This window comes from Vescimonas fastidiosa (genome assembly GCF_018326305.1).
GTDB lineage: Bacteria > Bacillota > Clostridia > Oscillospirales > Oscillospiraceae > Vescimonas > Vescimonas fastidiosa.
Genome location: NZ_AP023416.1, coordinates 466,479 through 481,698 on the forward strand (window position 1 = coordinate 466,479; position 15,220 = coordinate 481,698).

Below are 15,220 nucleotides of genomic sequence, written 5' to 3' on the forward strand. Positions count from 1 at the left end.
GATTATAGGAGAGTGCGTGAAAGCGGGGCGTAGGGGACGCCGCCCCCTACGGACAAATTACAAGTTGTGCGGTGAGGCGGGACGATGTGGGCATCGTCCCCTACGGCGGGGATAAGGGGGAAAAAGAGCCCTCCGACTTCGGTTTCTGAAGTCGGAGGGTTTTGATATACGTTACATTATAGATTACATTTTCTCCGGTGCGGAGCAGCCGATAAGCTCCATGCCGTTTTTCAGCACGCTGCGGGCGGTGTCGGCCAGCAGAAGGCGGGCATTCAGCAGGTCCTCGGCCTCGCCCTTGATGCGGCAGGCGTTGTAGAACTTGTGGAAGGCGGCGGCCAGGTCTGTGAGATAGCGGTTGATGAAGCTGGGGTCGTAGTCCCGGGCGGCCAGGCGCACAATGTCGCTGTAGCCTGCGATCTGCTTGATAAGGGCCAGCTCCGTGGGATCGGTGAGCAGGGAGAAGTCTACGGCGTCGGGAGAGGGGACGGTGTGGCCGTCGGCGGCCAGATTTTTAAGCAATGTGCAGATCCGGGCGTGGGCGTACTGAACATAGTAGACAGGGTTTTCGCTGTCCTCCCGAACCGCCAGGCCCAGGTCAAACTCCATCTGGGTCTCGGGCTTGGCATTGAAGAAGTAGCGGCAGGCGTCCACGGGGACCATATCCAGCAGGTCGGTCAGAGACACGGCCTTGCCGGTACGCTTGGACATACGGACCACCTCGCCGTCCTGCACCAGCTTCACCAGCTGCATGAGCACGATGTCCAGGCGATGGGCACCGTCCAGACCCAGGGCATCCATGGCGCCCTTCAGCCGGGCCACATGGCCGTGGTGGTCGGCGCCCCAGATATTGATGACCTTGTCGAAGCCGCGAACGGCGAATTTGTTGCGGTGATAGGCAATGTCGGCGGCGAAGTAGGTGTAAAAGCCGTTGGCCCGGCGAAGGACATCGTCCTTCAGACCCAGCTTTTCAATGGCCTCGTCACTCTTTCCGGCGGCCCGCAGCTGTGCGGCGAGAATTTCGCTGGTCTTGAGCCACAGGGCGCCGTCTTTTTCGTAGGTGTAGCCGCGCTTGGTAAGCTCCGCCACAGAGTCGGCCACATAGCCGCTCTCATGGAGGCTGGACTCGAAGAACCACTCATCGTACTGAATGCCGTAGCGGGCCAAGTCGGCCTTCATCTTGGGGATGTTGTGGTCCAGACCGAACCGGGCCAGAGCATCGTGGCGGGTCTTTTCGTCCACATGGAGCAGCTCGTCGCCGTGGGCATCGGCGTAGAGCTGGGCCAGCTCCCGGATGTCGTCGCCGTGGTAGCCGTCCTCGGGAAACTCCACCGCGTCCTCTCCCTTGAAGATTTGGAAATACCGGGCCTCCAGGCTTTTGGCGAATTTCTCGATCTGGTTGCCTGCATCGTTGACATAGAACTCCCGCCAGACATCGGCACCGGACTTTTGCAGCACCGAGGCCAGGGTGTCACCCAATACGCCGCCCCGGGCGTTGCCCATGTGCATGGGGCCGGTGGGGTTGGCGGAGACGAACTCCACCATGTACTTCTTGCCTGCGAGCATATCGTTTTTGCCGTAGTCCGCCCCCTCACGCTGGACGGTGGCCACGGTCTCGCTGAACCAGCGCTGACCCAGGGTGAAATTCAGAAAGCCGGGACCGGCCATGGCGGCGGAGGTAAAGTAGCTGCCCTCCAGGGCCATGTTGTCCAGCAAAATTTGGGCCACCTCCCGGGGATTCTTGCGCAGAGCCTTGGCGGCGGCCAGGCAGAAGGTGGTGGTGTAGTCGCCGTTGGCGGTGTCCTTGGGAATCTCCACCGAGGGCTGCACAGGGCAGTCAGCCGGGAGAAGGCCGGCATCAGCGGCCTTGCGGTAGGCGGCCAGGGTCAGCTCCAGCACCTGGTCCTTGGCGTTTTGGATCATATTCATAGCAATTAACTCCTTACTTTTCTTTAGAAACACAGTTTATCAGATGACAGAAAAACCGAGGATTTTCGCCGGTTATTTTTTCAGGAACAGACTGATGCGCAGGGCGCTGAGGGGCTGCATCCCCACCAGCAGCATATATTCCAGGGTCACAGAGCCGTCTTTTCGTCCAGCCAGGTCCCAGGCCACCTCCTTGGCCTTCACATTCAGAGTGAGGCTCCCCTGGGGCGTTTTGATTTGGGTGGCGGTGACGGCGGCGGGGTCTAACAGCAGGCCGTAGCCCTCTCCCTGATTGACCACAATGGCCCGGCGGGTATCCGTCTCCAGCTTGATGTCGGAGCGGACGGCAGACTTTTCATCCTCGCAGTTGACGGCCTCATATTGGAGGTGCCAGCCGTAGTCGGTCTTTTCCACCGTGGCCGTGCCCTCCAGGCGGATCACATCCTCCACGCCGCCGAACACGCTGCGGCTGGCAATGCGAATTTGAGCGTTTCCTTCCATAGCGGCCTCCTTAATAGCGGTCGATGTCCACGGGCAAGACGGGCTTGTGCAGTTCCTCCCGCAAAAACTGCTGGGCCACGGTGCGAAAATCCGAGGGCTGGTCGCTGGCGTAGAGGGTGGCCTCACCGCCGGGCCCGGGGGAGAGCAGGCCGCCGTCCCGCAGGGCGCGCTTGAGGTCCCAGGCGGCCTCCTCACTGGCGTTGATGAGAGTGACGGCGGGACCCATGACGCTGCCGATGACATCCATGAGCAGGGGATAGTGGGTGCAGCCCAGAATGAGGGTGTCGATACCCGTCTGGCGCAGGGGCTCCAGATACTCCCGGGCTACGGTCTCGATGACCGTGTCGCCGGGGCGATAGCGCCCGTTTTCCACCAGGGGGACGAACAGGGGGCAGGCCTTGGCGATGACCTCCACCGCCGGGTCAAGACCACCGATGCACTTCTCGTATGCGCCGCTGCGGACGGAGGCGGCGGTGGCAATGAGGCCCACCCGACGGGTCTTGGTCACCTGCACCGCCCGGCGGCAGGCAGGCTCCACCACGCCCAGGATGGGCAGGTCATTTTCCCGGCGCAGAATGGGCAGGCAGGTGGTGGACACAGTGCCGCAGGCCACCAAAATGGCCTTGATGTCGAAGCTGCGGAGAAAATGCACATCCTGCCGGGCATATTTCAGCAGGATCTCCGGGGAGCGGCCCCCGTAGGGCACACGGGAAGTATCGCCGAAGTATATAATGTTTTCAGAGGGCAGAAGTTTTCGCAGCTCCCGGACGGCGGACAGTCCGCCTACGCCGGAGTCGAATACACCCACAGGCCGCTGATCCATAGTGATTCACCTCGAATGATTATAGTAACCAATCAATTATACTATGGATCGGCGGGTATCTCAAGGAAAATTTGGCGCGGCTGCCCATTTTTTTCAGTGGTAATTTTCCGTGAGTTCTGCTATACTGAGACCCGAAAGGGAAGAAGTGAAGCGAGGAGGTGCCTGAAAATGGAGCTTAAACTGACGCAAAAACAGTTCCGGCGGCTGCTGGATCTGGTGTATATCGGCAACTGGGTGCTCAATTCCACCCGGGGCGACGACCGTATACGGGACTACGACCAGGTGGAGAGCCTGGTGTTTTCCCACTGCCTGGGCCGGGGCATGGAGAAGCTGACGGAGCTGTACGAGGGGGAGCTGATCCCCTCCCGGGCCTTTGCCGAGGGCGGTATTCACGAGGCCATCATGGCCTATGAGGACAATGTGTTTTTTGAGATCCTGGCCCAGGAGCTGGCGCTGCGGGATCTGGATGACCCGCCCATTACGGAGGAGAATTACGACGAGGTCATGGAGCGGATGAATGCATACCTGGGCGAATTTCAGCGCCACGGCACCGACCATGTGACGGTGGAGCTGGAGGAGTGACAATTGAAAAAAGAGACGCCGGGGGCGTCTCTTTTTTAGTGAGGAGTGTTAAACGACCTGGAAGAGAAAAAATTTCAGATAATCCGTCTCCTCCACGCCCCATAAGATGGGGTGGTCGCAGGACTGCTGACGCTGCTCAATTTGGCGCAGCTGCACCCCGGCATCGTGGGCGGCACTGCGGAGCATGGTGATGAACCGCTCCGTGGAGGCGAAGTGGCTGCAGGAGCAGGTGGCCAGATACCCGCCCCGGGGCAGCAGCTTCATGGCCCGATAGTTGATCTCCTTATAGCCGGTCATGGCGCTGTCAATGGTCTTGCGGCTCTTGGTAAAGGCCGGGGGATCCAGGATGATGAAGTCATAGCTCCTGGGCGCCTTTTCCAGCTCCGGCAGCAGGTCGAATACATTGGCGGCCCGGCACTCCATGACCCCGTCCAGCCCGTTAAGCCGGGCGTTTTCCGCGGCGCATTGGACGGCAAACTCTGACACATCCACCGCCGTCACATGCTTGGCCCCGCCTTTGGCGGCGTTCAGGGCAAAGGAGCCGGTGTGGGTGAAGCAGTCCAGCACCGTCCGGCCCTTGGCCAGCCGAGCCACAGCCTGGCGGTTATATTTTTGGTCCAGGAAAAAGCCGGTTTTCTGGCCGTTGATGAAGTCCACATGGTAGCGGATGCCGTTTTCCACAATGTCTGATTCGGTGAGGGTGGGCTCCTCCTCTCCGGGCAGGGGGAACCAGCCCTTTCCCTGGGCCAGCCCTTCCTTTTCCCGCAGGGCCACATCGTTGCGCAGATAGATGCCCGCGATGTCCTGGCCGTCCCGGCGCAGCACCTGGGCCAGGAGGGGGAGAAGGCGCTGCTGGATGCGCTCCATGCCCAGGCTCAGCACCTGGGCCACCAGCACAGGCCCGAAGCGGTCTACCGTCAGGCCCGGGAAGCCGTCCGCCTCTCCGAAGATGACCCGGCAGCAGAGCAGGTCCTCCGGGGGCATCACGCTCTTGCGATAGTCCCAGGCGTACTGCACCCGACGCTGCCAAAAGGCGTCGTCAAAGCGGTCGTTGGCGTTGCGGGAGAGCAGCCGGCAGCGGATAAGGGAGTGGCTGTTATAAAAGCCGGTACCCAAATAGGCGCCCTTGCTGCCGATGATGTCCGTCAGGCCGCCGTCCTCCACGGGGCCTGTAAGCTCCGTCACCTCTCCGGCGTACACCCAGGGGTGGCCCGCCTGCAGGGCCCGCTGGCCCTTGGGGGTGATATGTACCTGGGGATAGGGTCGTTCTGCCTTCATAACTGCATCCGCCTTTCCAAAAAATCAATTCATTGTAGCACATTTGCCCGGAGATTGCCATATAAATAAAAGGAGAAATTGCAATCAGGGAGGATGCGACCTATGCCGACGATTTTTTTAAGCCCATCCACGCAGGAATATAACCCCTATGTCACCGGGGCGGGCAGCGAGGAATACTTCATGAATCTGCTGGCCGATGCTATGGAGCCGCTGCTGCTGGCCAACGGCATCCAGTTCGTCCGCAATGATCCCCAGGGAACGGTGGGAAACTCCATTCGCCAGAGTAACGCCGACAGCTATGACTTTCACCTGGCCCTCCACTCCAATGCCTCCGGCTCGGGCAGCGAGGGACAGAATCGGGGCATTATCGTCTTTTACTACCCCGGGAGCGTCAGCGGCCAGCGGGCGGCGGAGCTGTTTGCGTCGGCCCTGCGGGAAATTTATCCCCTGCCCGACCGGGTCACGACCCGCTCCGCCGCAAACCTGACGGAGCTGCGGCGCACCAAGGCCCCGGCGGTGCTGCTGGAGCTGGGCTACCACGACAATGCCGCCGACGCCATGTGGGTCCAGGAGCATATCGGCCTCATCGCCCAGACCTTGGTGCAGGCCTTGACGGAGTATTTCGGCCTGCCCTATGTGTGCCCGGGCCCCAGCCAGACGGGCCTGGCCGTTACCGACTCCGGCGGGCCCGTCAACCTGCGGAGCTATCCCTCCGCCCAGGGACAGGTGATTGTTCAAATTCCAAACGGCTCCACGGTGACGGTTTTCGGCCGGTACCGGGGGTGGTATGTGGTGCTGTACGGGGATGCCCTGGGCTACGCCAACTCGGCTTTTATACAATTGTAGGAAATATTTTTCCTATAGGCCGTTTTGCCCTTGACAGTTTCGCAGAATGCGATTAGAATTAGTAAAGATATGCACCCGAGAGATTTAGGGGATCTTTTTGGTTGTTTTCTACACTCAAACGGGAAACCGTTTCACAGGGATTTATACACTATCACAGGAGGTTAACCGATCATGACCACAGTTGGCTACATTGTAGCGGCTGCAGCCTTTGTTATTGCGCTGGTGATTGGCTTTCCTATCGGCATTCAGTACCGCAAGAAGGTAGCGGAAAAAGAAATCTCCAGCGCTGAAGATGAGGCCAAGCGCATTATCAACGAGGCCATCAAGAGCGCCGAAGGCAAAAAGCGCGAGGCGCTGCTGGAGGCAAAGGAAGAGATTCTGAAAAACCGCACAGAGTACGAAAAGGAAGTCAAGGAGCGCAGAGCCGACCTGCAAAAGCAGGAGCGCCGTCTGCAGCAGAAGGAAGAGAACATCGATCGCAAGACCGATGCCATCGAGAAAAAGGAGGAGGCGCTGAGCCAGAAGCACGACGCCCTCCAGAAAGAACAGGATGAGATCAAGCTCATCAAGCGCAGCCAGACCGAAATGCTGGAGCGCATCTCCGGATTCACCGCCGAGCAGGCCAAGGAGTACCTGATTCAGCAGGTGGAGTCGGAGGTCACCCACGAAACAGCCCTGAAGATCAAGGAGATCGAGGCCCGGGCCAAGGACGAGGCCGACCAGCGCGCCCGGGAGATCGTGGCCACCGCCATCCAGCGCTGCGCCGCAGACCATGTGGCCGAGATTACCGTCAGTGTGGTTCCCCTGCCCAATGACGAGATGAAGGGCCGTATCATCGGCCGCGAGGGCCGCAACATCCGCACCCTGGAGACCCTGACCGGGGCGGACCTGATTATCGACGATACCCCGGAGGCCATCACCGTGTCCTGCTTTGAGCCGGTGCGCCGGGAGGTAGCCCGTTTGGCCCTGGAGAAGCTTATTGCCGACGGGCGCATCCACCCCACCCACATTGAGGAGATGGTGGAGAAGGCCCGCCGTGAGGTAGACGCCGTCATCCGCTCCGAGGGTGAGCGGGCTGTGCTGGAGACCGGCGTGCGGGGCGTGCATCCGGAGCTGCAGAAGCTTCTGGGCCGCCTGCACTATCGCACCAGCTATGGCCAGAATGTTTTGCAGCACTCCATTGAGGTGTCCCATATCGCGGGCATGATGGCTGCTGAGCTGGGAGCCGATGTGGCCGCCGCCAAGCGGGCGGGCCTGCTCCACGATATTGGCAAGGCCGTGGACCATGAGATGGAGGGCACGCACATCCAGCTGGGTGTGGAGTTCTGCCGCAAGTATAAAGAAAAAGAGGATATTATCCACGCCATTCAGGCCCACCACGGCGATGTGGAGTGCAAGACGCTGGTGGCGTGCCTGGTGCAGGCGGCGGATGCCGTTTCCGCAGCCAGACCCGGCGCCCGGCGTGAGAACCTGGAGAACTACATCAAGCGCCTGGAGAAGCTGGAGGAGATCACCAGCGACTATCCCGGCGTGGAGAAGAGCTACGCCATTCAGGCCGGCCGGGAGGTCCGCGTGATGGTGAAGCCCGAGCAGGTGTCCGAGGACCAAATGGTTATCCTGGCCCGGGAGCTGGCCCGCCGCATCGAGAGCGAGCTGGAGTATCCCGGTCAGATCAAGGTCCATGTTCTGCGGGAGACCAAAGTGGTGGAGTACGCCAAGTAAAACTTGTTCACAAAAATACTGCGTGTACGCTTGCGTACACGCAGTATTTCTATGACTGTCGAAAAACCCTCCGGGTTTTTCCGACAAAAGGCTTGCGGTCTGCTGCGCGCATAATTTGTCCGTCTATAACGGACAAATTCCACACTGGCAGCCCGAGTTGTATTTTCTCTCACGCACATGTCGCGAGAGAAAATGATTTTATTTCTTTGCCGCCTGCGGGCGGCAAACTCTGCGAGGCTTTTTAATACCGTAAAACCGCGAAAAAACAGCGTTTGCCGCTTGCGTAGGGCGGGTATTTTATATATAATAAGGTGAATCGATAGAAACGGAGGGCGTGCCATGCTGTTTAAGGTGCTGGCCGTGGGCGATGTGACAGGGGAGAGCGGCGTGGATTTTCTGCGCCGTAAGCTGCGCCCGCTTAAAAAGGAAAAGAGCATCGACTTTGTGGCGGTCAACGGGGAAAATGCCGCCGGGAACGGCCTGCTGCCTGCCCATGCGGAGGATATTCTGGCCGCCGGGGCGGATGTCATCACCCTGGGCAACCACACCTTCGGCAAGGTACAGGTGTCGAATTTTTTGGAGGAGAACCCCTATATGCTGCGTCCTGCCAACTTCACGGGCCGGGCGCCGGGCCGGGGCTGGGCGGTGTATGACTGCGGACGGGTGCAGGTGGGGGTGCTGAACCTCATTGGCCGCTGCGATTTGGATTTTAACGCGGAAAACCCCTTTACCACTGCCGACCGCATATTGAAAAATGCGGACAAGCCCACCTTTGTGCTGGTGGATTTTCACGCCCAGGCCACCAGCGAGAAGCTGGCGATGCGCTACTATCTGGATGGCCGGGTGTCCGCCCTGTGGGGCACCCATACCCATGTGCCCACCGCCGACGCCGGGGTTTGTGAGAAGGGCACCGGGTACATCACCGACCTGGGCATGACCGGACCTGCCCGGTCTGTTTTGGGCATTCGGCCGGAGCAGTCGGTGGAGTTTTTCCTGGGCGGTCTCCCGGGGCGGTATCAGACGGCGGAGGGGCCCTGCAGACTGCAGGGGGCCCTGTTTACATTGGATAGCGGCACCGGCCTGTGCGTCGGTGTGGAGCGTATAGAAGTTTCGTAAGGAGGAAAAATTATGTCCGTTGAAAAGGTGAGAGAATATTTGAAGGGCTACGGCATGGCCGAGAGAATGCAGGAGTTCACCGTGTCCAGCGCCACGGTGGAGCTGGCGGCGGTGGCTGTGGGCGTGGAGCCGGCCCGTATTGCCAAGACCCTGAGCTTTAAGGTGGACGAGACGCCCATCCTGGTGGTGGCCGCCGGGGACGCCAAGGTGGATAACAGCAAGTATAAGCATTTCTTCCACACCAAGGCCAAGATGCTTACCCCCGAGGAGGCGGTGGAGCGCATCGGCCATGCGGTGGGCGGGGTGTGCCCCTTTGCCCTGCCGGAGGATGTAAAGACCTATTTGGATGTGTCGCTGAAGCGGTTTGACACGGTGTTCCCTGCCGTGGGCAGTGCCGCCTCGGCTATTGAGCTTACCTGCGACGAGCTGGAGCGCTGCTGCGGCGCGAACTTCGTGGAGTGGGTGGATGTGTGTAAGGGCTGGCAGGAGGAGCAGGCATGAAGCTCCTGCACGCGGCCGACCTGCACTTAGACAGCGCCTTTGCCGGTCTCAGCGACCGGGAGGCTGCTCTGTGCCGGGAGGAGAGCCGCACCACGGTGCGCCGCCTGGTGGACTGGGGCAACGACCATGGAGCCGATGTGATGCTGCTGGCCGGAGACCTTTTCGACTCCGACCGGCTTTACAGTCAGACGGCCCAGACCTTGGCCCTGGCTCTGGGGCGCTTTCGGGGCAAGATTTTTCTGGCCCCGGGCAACCATGATTTTTACGCCCCCGGCAGCAGCTATGACACCGTAGCCTGGCCGGAAAATGTGCATATTTTCACCGCCCCGACGGCCCGGACGGTAGCCTTGCCGGAGCTGAACGCCTCTGTTACCGGGGCGGCCTTCACCGCCGCCGAGGAGCGCACGGGCCTGGATGGTGCGGCCTTCGGCGGAGACGATGCCCCCATTCGCCTGGGTGTTCTCCACGGTGAGGTAACGGCGGGGGAGAGCCGGTATCGCCCCATTCCCCCGGCGGAAATAGAAAAAACCGGCCTTACCTATCTGGCCCTGGGTCATGTTCACCGCTTTGGCGGCGTGCAGCGGGCAGGGGCTACCGCCTACGCCTATCCCGGCTGCCTGCCCGGCCGGGGCTTTGACGAGACCGGGGACAAGGGCTTCCTGTTCGGCGAGGTGACTGAAAAGGGCGCCGACCTGGACTTTATCCCCTTTGCCCGGCGGCGCTACCTGAGCGTCACGGCGGATATTACGGACCGGGACCCGGCGGAGGCTGTGCGCCGGGCCTTGGGACCCGGCTGCGGGGGCGATGTATGCCGGGTTTTGCTCACCGGCGCCCGACGGGAGGATTTCTCCCTGGGGGCTCTGGAGGAGGAGCTGACGGGCCTTTGCGCGGCCCTGACCTTTTCTGATGAGACCTATCCGGAGGAGGATATTTGGGCTCGGTGCGGAGAGGACTCTCTGCGGGGGCTTTTCCTGCAGGAGCTGCGGGGGCGCTACGATGGGGCATCGGAGGAAGAGAAGAAGGAGATCCTCCTGGCGGTGCGCTTCGGCCTGGCGGCCCTGGACAATAGAGACTAAATAACCTGGCGAAAAAACTTCGTTTTTTCTGCCAAGGGGTTTGCAGCCTGCTGCGCGCATAATTTTGCCGCATAGCGGCAAAATTCCACACTGGCAGTCTGAGAGGTATTTTTCCCCACGCGCATGTCGCGGTGAAAAATGATTTGAATTTTTTGCCGCCTGCGGGCGGCAAACTCTGCGAGGCTTTTTGAAAAGCTGCGTTATAAGAGGTGTGTATGAAGAAGATTCTCATGGTCGGCACCGGAGGCACCATCGCCTCGGAGATGACCGCCGAGGGCCTGGCCCCGGAGCTGAACACGGAGCAGCTGCTGGAATTCATCCCGGACATCGGGAAGTTCTGCCGGGTAGACTGCCTCCAGCTTTATAACCTGGACAGCACCAATATCCGCCCCGCGGACTGGCTGGGCGTGGCGGACCTCCTGCGCAAAAGCTACGATGCCTACGACGGCTTCGTTATCAGCCATGGCACCGATACCATGGCCTATACGGCGGCGGCCCTGAGCTACCTGGTCCAGGGCAGCGCCAAGCCCATCGTCCTCACCGGGGCCCAAAAGCCCATTTGGTTCGACGGCACGGACTCCAAGCGCAACCTGACGGACGCCTTTCTCTACGCCTGCCGGGGCTGCGGGGGCGTGCAGATCGTCTTTAACGGCAAGGTGATTTTAGGTACCCGGGCGCGAAAGACCTTTTCCAAGAGCTTTCAGGCTTTTTCCAGCGTCAACTACCCGGATCTGGCGGTGCTGCAGGATGAGAGACTGCTCCAATATATCCGCACGGAGAGCCTGCCCCGGCCCGTTTTCTATGATAAGCTTTGCGAAAATGTGGGCCTGCTGAAGCTGATCCCCGGCACCAAGCGGGAGCTGGTGGAGTTTATGATGGAGCGCTATGACGGCATCGTGGTGGAGAGCTTCGGCGTGGGCGGCCTGCCGGAGTATCCCGGGGAGGAGTTTTATCCCCTGGTGCAGCGGGCGGTGGAGCAGGGCAAGATCGTGGTGATGACCACCCAGGTACCCAACGAGGGCAGCGACCTGTCGGTGTACCATGTGGGCGGACACCTGAAAAACACCCTGCACCTGCTGGAGGCCTTCGACATGACCACCGAGGCCGCTGTGTGCAAGCTCATGTGGATCCTGGGGCAGACCCGGGAATTTGAGCAGGTACGGGCGCTGTTTAACCGCCCGGTGGCCTGGGATATTCTCACCCAAAGCTGAAAACCGGGGCTGGCTGCGGCCTTGACAATCCGCGCCCTGCGCGATACAATATTTAGTTAGAATACATCTTTTTGAAAATTATTTTATAGAAAAAGTTAGGAGATACATCATGGCTAAAGACCAGAGAAATGTGGAAGCCATCACCCCCATGGAGGTGGACTTCGCCAAGTGGTACACCGATATTTGCCTGAAAGCGGAGCTGGTGGATTACGCCTCCGTCAAGGGTTTTATGATCCTGCGGCCCTACGGCTATGCCATTTGGGAAAATATTCAGCGCATCATGGACGGAATGTTTAAGAAAACCGGCCATGTGAATGTGGCTATGCCCGTGCTGATCCCGGAGAGCCTGCTGAAAAAGGAGGGGGAGCTGGTAGAGGGCTTTGCCCCGGAGGTGGCCTGGGTCACCCACGGCGGCAGCGAGAAGCTGGAGGAGCGCCTGGCCTTCCGGCCCACCTCCGAGACCATGTTCTGTGACCACTGGCACAATGTGCTCCAGAGCTACCGGGAGCTGCCCATGCTCTATAACCAGTGGTGCTCCGTCATCCGGTGGGAAAAAACCACCCGTCCCTTCCTGCGCTCCCGTGAGTTCTGGTGGCAGGAGGGCCATACCATCCACGAGACGGCGGAGGAGGCCATTGCCGAGACCGAGCAGCAGCTGAACTGCTACGCCGACTTCTGCCGGGATGCTCTGGCTATGCCTGTGGTCAAGGGCCGCAAGACCGAGAAGGAGAAGTTCGCCGGGGCCGAGGCCACCTACACCATCGAGGCCATGATGAAGGACCATAAGGCCCTCCAGTCCGGCACCAGCCACTACTTCGGCGACAAGTTCTCCCGGGCCTACGATGTGACCTTTACGGGCCGGGACAATAAGCTGCAGTACCCCTTCCAGACTTCCTGGGGCACCACCACCCGCCTCATCGGCGCCTGCATCATGACCCATTCCGACAATAACGGTCTGGTCCTGCCCCCGGCGGTGGCACCCATTCAGGTGATCGTTCTGCCCATCGCCCAGCACAAGCCCGGCGTATTGGATGCCGCTGCGGCGCTGCGGGACCGGCTGGAGAAGCTGGGCCTGCGGGTGAAAATGGACGATAGTGAGCAGTCCCCCGGCTGGAAGTTCGCCCAGTACGAGATGAAGGGCGTGCCCCTGCGGGTGGAGATCGGCCCCAAGGATATGGAAAAGCAGCAGTGCTGCGTAGCCCGCCGTGATACCGGCGAAAAGACCTTCGTGCCCCTGTCTGACCTGGAGAGCGCCGTGCAGTCTCTGCTGCAGGACATCCACGATAACCTCTACGCTATGGCCGAGAAGAACCTGGAGGACAATACCTTTGACTTCACCACCTGGGAGGAGGTCAAGGAGATGGCCCAGGGCAAGGGCGGCTTTGCCCGGACCAAGTGGTGCGGCAGCCTGGAGTGTGAGCTGGCTATGAAGGAAAAGGCCGGTGTTTCCAGCCGCTGCATGCCCCTGAAGCAGTCCGGCACCACCGGCAAATGCCCTGTGTGCGGCAAGGAATGTACCACAGACATTTACTGGGGCGTGGCGTATTAAGACACCTGGCGAAAAATCTTTGATTTTTCTGCCAAAAGGCTTGCAGCCTGCTGCGCGCATAATTTTTGCTCTGGGCGCAAAAATTCCACACTTGCAGTCTGAGAGGTATTTTTCCCCACGCGCATGTCGCGGTGAAAAATGATTTAATTTTTTCGCGTCTGCGGACGCGAACTCTGCGAGGCTTTTTGCGAATAAGCTGACCGGCGCGGATAAATTTCCGCGCCGGTCTTTACAGGATGGGGGCGAAACAACGCTATGGCTGACTATACGGAAATTTTGCGGGAGCTGCGAGAGGACAGCGACTTGACCCAGGCGCAGGTGGCGGCGGCGCTGGGGACTACGCAGCAGGTGTATGCCCGGTATGAAAAGGGCATAAACGAGCTGCCCGTGCGGCATTTACGGGCGCTTTGCCTGCTGTATGAGGTCAGCGCGGACTACATTTTGGGTCTGCCGGAGGGGCTGAAACGGCCTCGGTAAAAATTTCGGCACCCCTTACAAAAATATTTCAAAATTTTATAAAAATGAGACGAAAACCCCCTTGACAAAAAGGGGGTTTTCCTATATTATAAGCAGGTACGCGCATCATGGGTGCTGCACACCCGGGAGCGTTTACAAATGCGATGAACCGGGAGATTGCTCCGCAAGGAGGTAACTTTCGGGGAGTATGTCCGATAATCGGGCGGCTGAGAAGAACCTCTACGCCAGCGTAGATCGCTGTGCCAGAGTGACACCGGCCGGAGTTCGTGCCGGTGTTTCTTATGAGTCGGAATGATACGCACGGGTGAGCGTATAGAAATTCTTCTCGCCGTACGGAACGCGGCCCTCGCAAAACACAAACCGTACGAAAAATGGAGGAACAAACCAAATGGCAAAAGAAATGATTCGCATTCGCCTGAAGGCCTATGACCACCAGGTCATCGACAAGTCCGCTGAGCAGATCGTGGAGACCGCTAAGCGCAACGGCGCCACCGTGTCCGGCCCCATCCCTCTGCCCACCAAGAAGGAGATCGTCACCATCCTGCGCGCTACCCACAAGTATAAGGACAGCCGCGAGCAGTTCGAGCGCCGCACCCACAAGAGACTGATCGACATCACCAATTCCAACCCCAAGACCGTGGAGGCCCTGATGGACCTGGATCTGCCCGCGGGTGTGGAAATCGAGATCAAGCTGTAATTATACCTTATATAATATAGCGCATCTCAAATTGACCCCTGCGCCGGAGTGCGCAAAACCATTTATCATTGCTTGCAAGCCCATCGTCCGTCGACTTGCGTGAGACGGGCGGGGTTAAGTCGGCAGAGCAAGCGGCCTGTACCCAATGCAGACTGAACTATGCCGACCAATAACCTTTAAGGAGGATCATACATGAAAGCAATCATCGGCAAGAAAGTTGGCATGTCTCAGATCTTCGACGAAAACGGCAAGGTCATTCCCGTCACTGTTATCGAGGCGGGTCCCTGCACCGTCGTTCAGAAGAAGACTTCCGAGAAGGAAGGCTATGAGTCTGTCCAGCTGGGCTTTGAGGATGTTCCCGAGCGGAAGCTGACCAAGCCCGAAATGGGCCACCTGAACAAGGCTGGCGTGGCCCCCAAGAAGTACCTGCGCGAGTTTAACCTGGAAAACGCCGCCGAGCTGAACATCGGTGACATCGTCAAGGCCGACACCTTCAAGGAGGGCGACTTTGTGGATGTGACCGGCACCAGCAAGGGCCACGGCTACCAGGGTCCCATCAAGCGCCACGGCGCACAGCGCACCCCCATGAGCCACGGCGGCGGCCCCGTCCATCGTCATGCCGGCTCCATGGGCTCCACCACCGATCCCAGCCGTATCTTCAAGGGCCACATCGGCGCCGGTCAGATGGGCTGCGATACCGTCACCGTCCAGAACCTGGATGTGGTGAAGGTGGACGCTGACCTGAATCTCATCGCTGTTCGCGGTGCCGTGCCCGGCCCCAAGGGCGGCCTGGTTCTCATCAAGAGCACCGTCAAGACCCACCGCGTCAAGAATGTGGAGGCCGGTATCAGCAACAACCCGCAGAAGGCTTCCGGCCGCAATCCCCAGAAGGCCTCTGCGCGTAATAAGTAAGGAAAG

Annotated in this window: 15 protein-coding genes; 11 read left to right on the forward strand and 4 right to left on the reverse strand. The window is 59.8% G+C overall.

What is annotated here, in order from left to right; all coding sequences use genetic code 11:
* Window positions 1–183: 183 nt before the first annotated feature.
* From argS to murI, 3 genes are all read right to left on the reverse strand, one after another.
* Window positions 184–1,926, reverse strand: a complete 1,743-nt coding sequence (argS, locus tag KI236_RS09415) for an arginine--tRNA ligase (protein ID WP_212821419.1) — start codon at window positions 1,924–1,926, stop codon at window positions 184–186.
* Between the two features lie 72 nt (window positions 1,927–1,998).
* Window positions 1,999–2,424 carry a DUF1934 family protein gene (locus tag KI236_RS09420; RefSeq protein WP_212821421.1) on the reverse strand — a complete coding sequence of 142 codons (426 nt, stop codon included), beginning with the start codon at window positions 2,422–2,424 and terminating at the stop codon, window positions 1,999–2,001.
* A gap of 10 nt (window positions 2,425–2,434) precedes the next feature.
* A complete protein-coding gene (gene murI / locus KI236_RS09425; RefSeq protein WP_212821423.1) occupies window positions 2,435–3,247 on the reverse strand; it encodes a glutamate racemase in 813 nt (270 codons plus the stop codon).
* A 168-nt stretch (window positions 3,248–3,415) separates the two neighbouring features.
* Here murI and KI236_RS09430 point away from each other — a divergent pair, with 168 nt between their 5' ends.
* Window positions 3,416–3,829, forward strand: coding sequence for a hypothetical protein (locus tag KI236_RS09430; protein WP_212821425.1), 414 nt, complete (start codon window positions 3,416–3,418; stop codon window positions 3,827–3,829).
* Between the two features lie 48 nt (window positions 3,830–3,877).
* Here KI236_RS09430 and KI236_RS09435 read toward each other — a convergent pair whose 3' ends face one another.
* Entirely contained in the window at window positions 3,878–5,107 is a 1,230-nt protein-coding gene (locus tag KI236_RS09435; protein WP_212821427.1) for a class I SAM-dependent rRNA methyltransferase, read from the reverse strand.
* A 102-nt stretch (window positions 5,108–5,209) separates the two neighbouring features.
* Here KI236_RS09435 and KI236_RS09440 point away from each other — a divergent pair, with 102 nt between their 5' ends.
* The 10 genes from KI236_RS09440 (at window position 5,210) to rplC (ending at window position 15,214) form a co-directional block, all read left to right on the forward strand.
* Window positions 5,210–5,953 carry an N-acetylmuramoyl-L-alanine amidase gene (locus KI236_RS09440; RefSeq protein ID WP_212821429.1) on the forward strand — a complete coding sequence of 248 codons (744 nt, stop codon included), beginning with the start codon at window positions 5,210–5,212 and terminating at the stop codon, window positions 5,951–5,953.
* Window positions 5,954–6,124: 171 nt separating this feature from the next.
* A complete protein-coding gene (gene rny / locus KI236_RS09445; RefSeq protein ID WP_212821431.1) occupies window positions 6,125–7,675 on the forward strand; it encodes a ribonuclease Y in 1,551 nt (516 codons plus the stop codon).
* A 339-nt stretch (window positions 7,676–8,014) separates the two neighbouring features.
* Window positions 8,015–8,791, forward strand: coding sequence for a TIGR00282 family metallophosphoesterase (locus KI236_RS09450; RefSeq protein ID WP_212821434.1), 777 nt, complete (start codon window positions 8,015–8,017; stop codon window positions 8,789–8,791).
* 12 nt (window positions 8,792–8,803) lie between these two features.
* A complete protein-coding gene (locus KI236_RS09455; RefSeq protein WP_212821436.1) occupies window positions 8,804–9,292 on the forward strand; it encodes a YbaK/EbsC family protein in 489 nt (162 codons plus the stop codon).
* A complete protein-coding gene (locus KI236_RS09460; RefSeq protein ID WP_212821437.1) occupies window positions 9,289–10,368 on the forward strand; it encodes a metallophosphoesterase family protein in 1,080 nt (359 codons plus the stop codon). The genes KI236_RS09455 and KI236_RS09460 overlap by 4 nt, the downstream gene beginning before the upstream one ends.
* 215 nt (window positions 10,369–10,583) lie before the next feature.
* Entirely contained in the window at window positions 10,584–11,579 is a 996-nt protein-coding gene (locus KI236_RS09465; protein ID WP_212821439.1) for an asparaginase, read from the forward strand.
* A gap of 109 nt (window positions 11,580–11,688) precedes the next feature.
* Complete coding sequence (gene proS / locus KI236_RS09470) at window positions 11,689–13,128, forward strand: proline--tRNA ligase (protein ID WP_212821440.1); 1,440 nt, start codon at window positions 11,689–11,691, stop codon at window positions 13,126–13,128.
* Window positions 13,129–13,383: 255 nt separating this feature from the next.
* The gene (locus tag KI236_RS09475) at window positions 13,384–13,605 is read left to right on the forward strand and encodes a helix-turn-helix domain-containing protein (RefSeq protein WP_212821441.1); all 222 of its coding nucleotides are present in this window, start codon (window positions 13,384–13,386) and stop codon (window positions 13,603–13,605) included.
* Between the two features lie 388 nt (window positions 13,606–13,993).
* Complete coding sequence (gene rpsJ, locus KI236_RS09480) at window positions 13,994–14,302, forward strand: 30S ribosomal protein S10 (RefSeq protein WP_212821442.1); 309 nt, start codon at window positions 13,994–13,996, stop codon at window positions 14,300–14,302.
* Window positions 14,303–14,494: 192 nt separating this feature from the next.
* Entirely contained in the window at window positions 14,495–15,214 is a 720-nt protein-coding gene (gene rplC / locus KI236_RS09485; RefSeq protein WP_212821443.1) for a 50S ribosomal protein L3, read from the forward strand.
* Window positions 15,215–15,220 lie beyond the last annotated feature (6 nt).

Coding starts and splice junctions, on each gene's coding strand:
- KI236_RS09420 (WP_212821421.1), bottom strand. CDS start 2,424: ATGGAAGGAAACGCTCAAATTCGCATTGCCAGCCGCAGCGTGTTCGGC.
- KI236_RS09440 (WP_212821429.1), top strand. CDS start 5,210: ATGCCGACGATTTTTTTAAGCCCATCCACGCAGGAATATAACCCCTAT.
- KI236_RS09450 (WP_212821434.1), top strand. CDS start 8,015: ATGCTGTTTAAGGTGCTGGCCGTGGGCGATGTGACAGGGGAGAGCGGC.
- KI236_RS09460 (WP_212821437.1), top strand. CDS start 9,289: ATGAAGCTCCTGCACGCGGCCGACCTGCACTTAGACAGCGCCTTTGCC.
- KI236_RS09455 (WP_212821436.1), top strand. CDS start 8,804: ATGTCCGTTGAAAAGGTGAGAGAATATTTGAAGGGCTACGGCATGGCC.
- argS (WP_212821419.1), bottom strand. CDS start 1,926: ATGAATATGATCCAAAACGCCAAGGACCAGGTGCTGGAGCTGACCCTG.
- rplC (WP_212821443.1), top strand. CDS start 14,495: ATGAAAGCAATCATCGGCAAGAAAGTTGGCATGTCTCAGATCTTCGAC.
- murI (WP_212821423.1), bottom strand. CDS start 3,247: ATGGATCAGCGGCCTGTGGGTGTATTCGACTCCGGCGTAGGCGGACTG.
- KI236_RS09465 (WP_212821439.1), top strand. CDS start 10,584: ATGAAGAAGATTCTCATGGTCGGCACCGGAGGCACCATCGCCTCGGAG.
- rny (WP_212821431.1), top strand. CDS start 6,125: ATGACCACAGTTGGCTACATTGTAGCGGCTGCAGCCTTTGTTATTGCG.
- proS (WP_212821440.1), top strand. CDS start 11,689: ATGGCTAAAGACCAGAGAAATGTGGAAGCCATCACCCCCATGGAGGTG.
- rpsJ (WP_212821442.1), top strand. CDS start 13,994: ATGGCAAAAGAAATGATTCGCATTCGCCTGAAGGCCTATGACCACCAG.
- KI236_RS09430 (WP_212821425.1), top strand. CDS start 3,416: ATGGAGCTTAAACTGACGCAAAAACAGTTCCGGCGGCTGCTGGATCTG.
- KI236_RS09435 (WP_212821427.1), bottom strand. CDS start 5,107: ATGAAGGCAGAACGACCCTATCCCCAGGTACATATCACCCCCAAGGGC.
- KI236_RS09475 (WP_212821441.1), top strand. CDS start 13,384: ATGGCTGACTATACGGAAATTTTGCGGGAGCTGCGAGAGGACAGCGAC.